This window comes from Halorhodospira neutriphila (assembly GCF_016584055.1).
GTDB lineage: Bacteria > Pseudomonadota > Gammaproteobacteria > Nitrococcales > Halorhodospiraceae > Halorhodospira > Halorhodospira neutriphila.
In genome coordinates, this window is record NZ_NRSH01000197.1 from 1 (window position 1) to 2,441 (window position 2,441).

Consider the following 2,441-nt stretch of genomic DNA (forward strand, 5'->3'; position numbering starts at 1 on the left):
CGCCGCTGAGGCTCCCGCCGGCCTCGGAGGTGGAGCTCAGCGTCTACCGCACCGGCGGCTTCCCGGAGGCGGAGAAGCTCATGGTGGTCCACGTCGGCGCCCCCGAGGGGGAGCGCTTCCGCGGCCCGGAGATCGCCGCGGCGCTGGAGGCGGTGGGCATGGCCCCCGGGGAGCACCACATCTGGCACCGGCGCGGCGAGGGCGAGCTCGGCCGCTTCACGCTCTTCAGCGCCGCGAGCATGGTCGAGCCGGGCTACCTGGACCCGGAGCGCCTCCCCGGGCTGGAGACGCCGGGGCTCGCCTTCTTCATGCAGCTGCCCCTGCCCGTGGACAGCGAGGAGGCCCTCGACGCGCTGCTGATCGCCGCCTACAAGGTCTCGGTGCAGCTCGGCGGCGAGCTGCTCGACGCCACCCGCTCGACGCTGACGCAGCAGGTGGCCGAGCACATGCGCGAGCAGCTGCGCGAGCACCGCCGGCAGCTGCACATCGCCGTGCACAAGCGCCAGTAGCGAGGAGGGCCCCGTGGCCGAGCCGACCCCGCCGCCGTCCCGGGAGGAGGCGCAGCGCCGCATCGAGGCGCTGCGCGCGCAGATCGCCGAGCACAACCACCGCTACTACGTCCTCGACCAGCCGGCGATCTCCGACGCCGAGTACGACGCCCTGCTCGCCGAGCTGCAGGGGCTGGAGGCGCAGTTCCCGGAGCTGGTCACCGCCGACTCGCCGACCCAGCGCGTCGGCGCCGCGCCGCGGGAGGGCTTCGCCACCGTCGAGCACGACACCCCCATGCTCTCGCTGGGCAACGCCTTCGCCGAGGCGGAGCTCACCGAGTTCGACCGCCGCGTCCGGGAGCGCCTCGGGGCCGAGGCGGTCGCCTACACCGGCGAGCCCAAGCTCGACGGCCTGTCGCTGAGCCTCACCTACGAGGCGGGGGTCCTGGTGCGCGCCGGCACCCGGGGCGACGGGCGCACCGGCGAGGACGTCACGGCCAACGTGCGCACCGTCGGCAGCGCGCCGCTGCGCCTGCGCGGCGGCGGCCACCCGCAGCGGCTCGAGGTCCGCGGCGAGGTGGTCATCCGCAAGGCCGACTTCGAGCGGCTCAACGCCGAGCGCCTCGCCGCCGGCGAGCGCCCCTTCGCCAACCCCCGCAACGCCGCCGCCGGCTCCCTGCGCCAGCTCGACCCGCGGGTGACGGCCCGCCGCCCCCTGACGCTGTTCACCTTCGGCGTCGGCGACCCGGCGGCCCTCGGGCTCGGCACGCACGGGGAGGTCCTCGAGCGCCTCGCCGAGTGGGGCTTCCGGGTCACCAACCCGGTGGAGCGGCTCACCGGCGCCGAGGCGTGCCTCGACTACCGCCGCCGGCTGATCGAGGCGCGCGAGTCCCTCGACTACGAGATCGACGGCGCCGTGTTCAAGGTCGACGACCTCGCCGCCCGCGAGGCGCTCGGCTTCACCGCCCGGGCGCCGCGCTGGGCGGTGGCCTTCAAGCTCCCGGCCCGCGAGGCGACCACCGTGGTCCGCGAGATCGTCCCCTCCGTGGGGCGCACCGGCAAGATCACCCCCCTGGCGCTGCTCGAGCCGGTGGAGATCGGCGGGGCCACGGTCGCCCGGGCGAGCCTGCACAACGCCGACGAGATCGAGCGCATGGACGTGCGCGAGGGCGACACGGTGATGGTCCGCCGCGCCGGCGACGTGATCCCGCAGATCACCGACGTGATCCAGGAGCAGCGCCCGGCGGGCGCCGAGCCGTGGCGCTTCGCCGAGCGCGTCCCCGTCTGCCCGGAGTGCGGCTCGCGGGTGGTGCGCCTCGACGACGAGGCGGCGCACCGCTGCATTGGCGGCCTCTACTGCCCCGCCCAGCGCGAGGGGGCGATCCGGCACTTCGCCTCGCGGGGGGCGCTGGACATCGACGGGCTCGGCGAGAAGCTCGTCGAGCAGCTGGTGGCCAAGGGCCTGGTCCGCGACGTGGCGGACCTCTTCCACCTCGAGCACGCCCGGCTCGCCGGGCTGGAGCGCATGGGCGACAAGTCCGCCGACAACCTCCTCGCCGCCCTGGAGGCGGCCAAGGCGACGAGCCTGGCGCGCTTCCTCTACGCCCTGGGCATCCAGCACGTCGGCGAGGTCACCGCGCAGCGGCTGGCCGAGGCCGCCTACGGCCTCCGCGCGGACGTCCCGCGCGGCGACCGCCAGGCCCTGCGCGCCGAGCTGGGCCTGGCGGAGGATGCGCCGGTCGCCAGCGAGGCGCTGCTGCGGATCATGGCCGCCCCGGCGGCGGCGCTCGAGGGGGTCGAGGAGGTCGGGCCGGTGGTGGCCGAGGCCGTCGCCGGGTTCTTCGCCGAGCCCCACAACCGCGAGGTCATCGAGCGGCTCTGCGCCGCCGGCGTGCGCTGGCCGGAGCCCCCCGCCCCCGCGGCGCAGAGCCGCTCGATGACCTCGCGGTTGTG

At 76.0% G+C, this 2,441-nt stretch carries 2 protein-coding genes; both read left to right on the plus strand.

The genetic code is table 11. From position 1 onward, the window contains the following. Positions 1-509 (plus strand): cell division protein ZipA C-terminal FtsZ-binding domain-containing protein (locus tag CKO13_RS11635; protein WP_207132207.1); only part of this gene is annotated, 509 nt, incomplete at its 5' end. 13 nt (positions 510-522) lie between these two features. Then, positions 523-2,441, plus strand: a 1,919-nt coding sequence (ligA, locus tag CKO13_RS11640) for an NAD-dependent DNA ligase LigA (RefSeq protein WP_200261216.1), incomplete at its 3' end; no start/stop codon positions are given.